This window comes from Gammaproteobacteria bacterium (assembly GCA_028819075.1).
Classification (GTDB): Bacteria; Gemmatimonadota; Gemmatimonadetes; order Longimicrobiales; family Gaopeijiaceae; genus BD2-11.
On record JAPPMM010000010.1, the window covers coordinates 52831 to 58970 of the forward strand.

The 6140-nt window shown below is 71.0% G+C and carries 7 protein-coding genes; all 7 read left to right on the forward strand.

All coding sequences use genetic code 11. The features are described from left to right. Nucleotides 1-71: 71 nt before the first annotated feature. Nucleotides 72-257, forward strand: coding sequence for a hypothetical protein (locus OXU32_00885; protein ID MDE0072525.1), 186 nt, complete (start codon nucleotides 72-74; stop codon nucleotides 255-257). A 77-nt stretch (nucleotides 258-334) separates the two neighbouring features. Then, nucleotides 335-880 (forward strand): AlpA family transcriptional regulator, encoded by a 546-nt coding sequence (locus tag OXU32_00890; GenBank protein MDE0072526.1) that lies wholly within the window; start codon nucleotides 335-337, stop codon nucleotides 878-880. Continuing rightward, complete coding sequence (locus OXU32_00895) at nucleotides 877-1167, forward strand: TrbC/VirB2 family protein (protein ID MDE0072527.1); 291 nt, start codon at nucleotides 877-879, stop codon at nucleotides 1165-1167. The genes OXU32_00890 and OXU32_00895 overlap by 4 nt, the downstream gene beginning before the upstream one ends. Next, nucleotides 1167-1472: a VirB3 family type IV secretion system protein gene (locus tag OXU32_00900; GenBank protein MDE0072528.1), complete on the forward strand. Its 306-nt coding sequence runs from the start codon at nucleotides 1167-1169 to the stop codon at nucleotides 1470-1472. Before OXU32_00895 ends, OXU32_00900 begins: the two co-directional genes overlap by 1 nt. Continuing rightward, on the forward strand, nucleotides 1469-3910 hold the full coding sequence (locus OXU32_00905; GenBank protein ID MDE0072529.1) for a DUF87 domain-containing protein: 2442 nt from the start codon (nucleotides 1469-1471) through the stop codon (nucleotides 3908-3910). The genes OXU32_00900 and OXU32_00905 overlap by 4 nt, the downstream gene beginning before the upstream one ends. Before the next feature lie 5 nt (nucleotides 3911-3915). Next, complete coding sequence (locus OXU32_00910; protein MDE0072530.1) at nucleotides 3916-4794, forward strand: TrbG/VirB9 family P-type conjugative transfer protein; 879 nt, start codon at nucleotides 3916-3918, stop codon at nucleotides 4792-4794. Then, complete coding sequence (locus OXU32_00915) at nucleotides 4791-6011, forward strand: hypothetical protein (protein ID MDE0072531.1); 1221 nt, start codon at nucleotides 4791-4793, stop codon at nucleotides 6009-6011. Before OXU32_00910 ends, OXU32_00915 begins: the two co-directional genes overlap by 4 nt. The last annotated feature ends 129 nt before the right edge of the window (nucleotides 6012-6140 follow it).

A 6140-nucleotide genomic window follows, 5' to 3' on the forward strand; every position in this document is an offset into this window, starting at 1 on the left:
CGGGCGGCTTCGCAAGGCAGAGGGGGAAACCGCCGACCGACGGCCCGGCATCGCCTTACACGTCCGGATACGTGACCCGCCACTCGCTGGCCGGCGGCGCCGAGTCCGCCGTTTCCGCGCCTACCGCACAGGCCACCTTCAGATCGTTTCGGGAGACTGCCCGCAAGCGTGCGCGGGGGTGCTTCACCGCCCCGCTGGCGGCGGAGTCCAGCGCCAACTCGACGGTATTGGACCTCCTCGACGTTATCGACACTTAGGCGATCTCCTAGCTGTTGACTCCCCTGCGGACAAGTCTTCACCGTTTTCGCCATGAAGACGCGAGAGCAGTACGGCCATGGAGACGTTGGAGCGGTACTTCAACGCGCGCGTCGCCGCGTTTCTCGACCGCACGGGCATGCCGCCGACGACGTTCGGCATGAGGGCCGTGGGCGACCCGAACCTGATGCGCCAGATCGCCGCCGGGCGCTCGCTGTCGCTACGGATGGCGGACCGAATTCTGGCCTTCATCGACGGCTACGACGCGGACTCGGACGGCACGCGTGCTCCACCGCACCGCCACCGGCACCGCTGGTCGAAAGCAGCCGCGGGACGAACGAGAGGGAGTGGAGAGATGGCCGATAGGCCGAGCGAGAAGAGAACGGACGAGCCGATCCGCTTCATCCGGGCATCCGAGATCACGGCCCGGCTGGGGGTGGCGCGGCCGACGATCTACGGCTGGGTGGATGCGGGTCGCTTTCCCCCGCCGATCCACCTGGGTCCGCGCGCGGTCGGCTGGATCAGGTCGGAGTTCGACGCGTGGATCCACAATCGAATTGCCGAGACCCGGGGCGGTGGAGAGTCCGTCGCCCCAATGACCCTTCAGGGAAAGGACAGGAAATGATGAGAACGTTGCTGACGACGATGCGGACGACCGCGTGGGCCTTGCTGCTGATGCTGACGCCCGGTGCGCTCAACGCGCAGGGCACGAGTCCGTGGGTGGACGCGGTGAACGAGCTACAGACGCAGTTCACGGGACCGATCGCGCGCGGGCTGTCGCTGATCGCGATCGTGGTGGGCGGGCTGATGTTCGCGTTCGGCGAGGGCGGGAGCAAGCGCACGCTGGCCGGGATCATCTTCGGGATCGGGATGGCCGTGGGCGCGGTGAACTTCCTCGGCTGGCTGTTCTGATGCGGGGCCTCAGGCGCTGGGCCGGATACGCGGCGCTGAACCGTCCGCTGACGGTGCTGGGCGTGGAGCGGCGGCTGTTCCTGCTGGGCGCGACGCTCGCGGTCGCGGTGTGGAACGCGACGGCCTCGCTCGTGGCGGGCGGGGTGGTGTTCGCGGGTTGCTACGGCGCGGGCTGGCTCGCGGGCCGGAGGGACCCGGCCATGCTCGCGGTGCTGCGGACCGCCGCCCGCTATCCGGCGCGGTACGATCCGGGCAAGTGGGCGGAAGAGCCCTGGCATCTCCGCATCCGGACGGACTCGAAGTGAGAGTCGCGGAGGAACGCCGGGCCTACGAGGCGGCGGGCTCGCTGGCCGAGGAACTGCCCTACTGGGGCTGGCTCGACGATGGCCGCACCTGTCTGACCCGTGCGGGCGAGTTGGTCGCGGCGGGCCGGATCCGGCCCGCCGCAGTGGACGGGCGCACGCCTGAGCAGATCGACCGGGTGCTCGGGCTCTGGCAGCGGTTGCTGTCGGGGCTCGGTTCCGACACGCGCCTCCAGTTCCACATGCTGCGGCGTCCCAGCCTCGCCGAGGGTCCGGACGATGGCGGTTCGGACATCGCGTCCCTGTCGGGCCGCAAGCGAAGCGCGTTCCTCGCCGGTCGCGTCCAGCGGCTCGAAGCCTTCGTGGTCTGGTCGCACGACCCGGACCTTCGTCCGGCGGGCGGGGGTTCCGGGCCGGGACCGCTGTCGCGGTTCAGGCGGCTTCGGAAGCGCGGCGGCAAGACGGTGACGACCTACCTGGCCTCGGAGATTCAGGCGGCTGCGGGCCGGTTCCGCGCGATGATCGACGCGGGCCGCGCGCTGGTGGCGGAGCACACGCCGGTCGAGATGCTGGGAGACCTGGAAGCTTCCCGGCTCCTCTCCGAACTCATCAACCGGCCCGGCACGTTCTGGGACGGCGCGACGGGCAGCGGCATGAACTGGCGTCTGGCGGTCTCGGAGTTGGAGGTGGAGCGGTCGCATCTTCGGCTGGACGGCGAGCCGGTGATCCTGTATTCGCTCTTGTCGCCGCCGGGCCAGGCGCACGGGAACCTGCTCAAGGATCTCTTCTGCCTGGACGCGGTGACGACCGTCTCGCTCGAATGGCGGCCGTGGACTCCTCAAGCGGCGCGTCGGCGGATCCGGAGCGCGCAGCGCCACTACTTCGCGCGCCGCTACTCGATGATGGCGCACGCGCAGGACGCCCAGGGCACGGCGGCGGCGATGGTCGATTCCGCCGCTGCCGCCGAGTCCGACCGTCTGGGAGCGGCGCTCGTCGAACTCGAAGCCGACGGCGTGGCCTACGGCGAGGCGTCGCTGACCGTGGCGCTGCACGGCGAACTCGACGGGATCGAGCGGCTGGACGGCGACGTGCGCCGCCTGTTCGCCGCGCACGACGCGAAGGTGATCCGGGAGGGCTACGGCCAGCTTCCCGCATGGTTCGCGCGGCTCCCGGCCCAGCCGCGCAAGCGGCAGGTGCGGAAGGTGTTCGTGTCCGCTGGCCTCGCGGCGTGCCTCGCGCCCGTGTTCGGGCCGCCGAGGGGGAACCGCAAGAGCCGCCATCTGGACCGCGAGCCGCTCGCGGTGTTCGAGACGTCGTGGCGCACGGCGTACCGCTACGACCTGTTCGCGGGCGATGTGGGCCACACGCTGATCCTTGGGGCGACGGGCTCGGGCAAGAGCTTTACGCTCAACTTCCTGCTCGTCGAGGCGCTCAAGTACGATCCGCGCATCCTGATCCTGGACCTGGGCGGCTCCTACCGCTGGCTGACCCGGTTCCTCGGGGGCCGGTATCTGGAGCTCGCGCCGGGCGAGGCGGAGCCCACCCTCCGCCTCCAGCCGTTCGCGCTTCCCCCGACCACGCGGACGTTCCAGTTCCTGACCGGCTGGGTGCTCCGGCTCCTGAAGCTGGGAGGGTACGAAGCCGACGGCGCGGACACGAGCGAGATCCGCGCCCGGATCGAGGACCTGTACGCGCTCGGCACCGAGCGCCGGACTCTGAGCGTGCTGGCCGGTTCGCTGCCGTCGGCGATGTGGCCCGCGCTCAGCCGCTGGACGGAGGGCGGCGCGTGGGGCGCGTTCTTCGACAACCCCCCGTCGGGCGCGGCGGACATCGAGTTCCGGGACTGGCAGGTGATCGACCTGGCGGGCGCGGCGGAGCACGCGGACCTGTGCGAGGCGGCGCTCGCCTACCTGCTGGAACGCATGCGCCTCGAGATCGAGGACCCGGCCGAGACCGCGCGGCTCAAGCTGATGGTCGTGGACGAGGCGTGGCGGTACATGCAGGACCCCGCCGTGCTGAACTACCTGGCCGAGGCGGCCAAGACGTGGCGGAAGAAGAACGCCGCGCTCGTGCTCGCCACGCAGTCCGCCGTCGATGTGACAGGAACGCCGGGCGCCTCGGCTCTCCTCGAATCGATCCCCACCAAGCTGTTCCTCGCCAACGCCGAACTGCCCGACGAGGCCGGGGCGCTGTTCCGGCTGAACGAGTCGGAGGTCGACCGAATCCGGGGGCTGACGCCCAAGCGCGAACTGTACCTTCGCCGCCCGGACGAGGCGGCGGTGCTCCGCCTCGAAGTCGATCCCGAGAGCTACTGGCTCTACACCTCCTCGCCGCTCGACGCCGAGAGGCGCGCCGAGGCCGTGGCGAGGCACGGGCTGGTCCGGGCGCTCGAAGCGCTCGCGGGCCGAACCCATCCCACCCCACCAACCGAGAGGACGTGAACACCATGAAGGCAACTCCAACCGCTGCGATCCTGCTCGGGATCGTCGTAGTCCTGCTGACGCTGCTTCTGGCCGTGGTTCCCTGCGATGCCGCCGCGCAGCAAGAGAGTGCTGATGCCGCCTACCTGCGCGTGCCCGTGCCGGAGGAAGGCGAAGAGCGGATCCCCCGGCTCCGCGCGCGCGTGCGGCATACCACGGTCATCGTGCTTCCGGCCGGGGAGCGGATCCTCGACTTCGTGGCCGGCGACTCGGAGTACTGGCACCTGACCGGCGCGGCGAACGTCGCGTACCTGAAGCCGCTGGCCGAGGATGCGGCGACGAACGTGGCGCTCGTCTGCGAGTCGGGGCGCATCTACTCGTTCCTCGTCTCCGAAGACGGGGAGAAGCCGCCCCACCTGGTCGTCCGCGTAGAGGCGGGCGCGGAGGGAGAGGCTCCGTCCGGGGCCCCCGGGTTCGTGGCCCGGAGCGAAGTCTCCGCCTACCGCCAAATGGCGGCCGAGGCCGTCGAAGCCGCCCGCCGCGCACAGGAAAAAGCCGAGGCGGGGATCGTCGAAGCCCGCCGGCGAGCCGAAGCGGAGATCGAGGCGCTCCGCTCGGAATATCCCACACGCATCGCGTTCGAGTACCGCCTTGACCGGGCGGCCACGCGGCGGCCGTTCCTGGTCGAGGCGATGTGGCACGACGGCAAGTTCACCTACATCCGCTCGCGCGGCCAAGAGTCTCCCGCAGTATACGAACTCAGGGACGGCGAGCCGGCGGTCGTCCTCGTACAGCTCGCCGGGGACGGCCTCTACATCGTGCATCATGTGATGAGCGACGGGTGGCTCCAGATCGGCGAGCGGCGGGCCGGGTGGCGGTTCGAGCCCGGGGATGGCTCGAAATGAGCCGCTGGAAGCAGTGGGTGAGGGAGCCGAAGGGCGCGCTTCCGGGCGGCTTCGTCACGAAGGCCGGGATCGCACTGATCACCGTGCTCGTGGCAGGTCTGCTGCTCTCCTCGTCGTTTTCCGGTCCCGACGAGACGGCCGAGGGCGTCGCTCCCACGCCGGCCCGGCCCGTGGACGACCGCACGGGCCGGTCGCTCGACGGGCGCCTCAGCGACGAAACCGACCGTCAGAGCCAGCAGGCGGCGGCGGATGCGGATCGGGAACGGCGGCAGTCCGGTGCCCTAGGGCAGGACACGGCGGCAAGTTCAGGCAGGGCCGGGGCCGGCATGGGCCAGGCCGAGTTCGAGTTGCGCGAGGCGCTCCGGCTGGAGGAGGTCGAGCGCAGGACGCGCTCGCTCCGCTCGCCACCCGTCGCGCAGTCGCACCGGGATCCGAACCGAGCCTCGGACGAGGCGGCATTTCTCGTGGCGCCCGAGTCTCCAGACGCGTCGCTCGACGGCGCGCTCGCTTCCCTCGGGCAGTCCCTCGCCGCCCTTGAGGCCGAAATGGCGGCCGGGCTGGCCGCGGGAGAGTTCGCGCCCGGCGTCGGAGGCCCGGCACCGCAGGCGGACGTTCCCGCCGCGCCGCGCACCTCCGAGCCCGGCCGTTTGGTTCGGCCGCACGACCCGCCGGGCTGGGAACGCATCCACGAGGGCACGTTCCTGGAGGCGGTGCTCGTCACCCAGTTGTCGGGGGAGTTCCCGGGCCCGGTGCTCGCCATGGTGTCGGCGCCGCTGTACTCGGCCGACCGGGAGCGGGTGCTGATCCCGCGCGGCGCGCGCCTCGTCGGCACGGCCCAGGCCGTCCAGAACCGGGACCAGAGCCGCCTCGCCGTCGCGTTCCACCGGCTGCTGCTGCCGAGCGGAAGCTGGGTGGACCTTGAGTTCACCGGCCTCAACCAGGTGGGCGAGAGCGCGCTCCGCGACCGGGTGAACCGCCACTACCTCTCGACGTTCGCGGCCGCCGGAGCGGTCGGCGCGCTGAGCGGGCTCACGCTCGCCGGAGCCTCGCCCTACGGCCTCCGGGCCGGCGTCGGCCAGGGGCTCGGGGGCAGCGCCACCTCGATGCTTGACCGGTATCTGAACCGGCTCCCCGAGATCACGATCCGCGCGGGCCACCGGCTCCGCATCTGGTTCACCTCCGATGTTTTGGTCCCGCGCGATACGACACACCGATGACACGAAAGGACTCTTCCATGCTTCACCGCATCCTCGCCCCCTCACTGCTCGTCCCTGTCCTGCTCTTCGCGGGCGCCCGTCCCGCGAGCGCGCAGTTCGACTTCGGGAGCTGGTTCCAGCGGGCCACGA

What these genes read in the sequence shown, in the direction of transcription:
- OXU32_00895 (MDE0072527.1), top strand. Translation starts at nt 877, where the DNA reads ATGATGAGAACGTTGCTGACGACGATGCGGACGACCGCGTGGGCCTTG.
- OXU32_00915 (MDE0072531.1), top strand. Translation starts at nt 4,791, where the DNA reads ATGAGCCGCTGGAAGCAGTGGGTGAGGGAGCCGAAGGGCGCGCTTCCG.
- OXU32_00890 (MDE0072526.1), top strand. Translation starts at nt 335, where the DNA reads ATGGAGACGTTGGAGCGGTACTTCAACGCGCGCGTCGCCGCGTTTCTC.
- OXU32_00900 (MDE0072528.1), top strand. Translation starts at nt 1,167, where the DNA reads ATGCGGGGCCTCAGGCGCTGGGCCGGATACGCGGCGCTGAACCGTCCG.
- OXU32_00910 (MDE0072530.1), top strand. Translation starts at nt 3,916, where the DNA reads ATGAAGGCAACTCCAACCGCTGCGATCCTGCTCGGGATCGTCGTAGTC.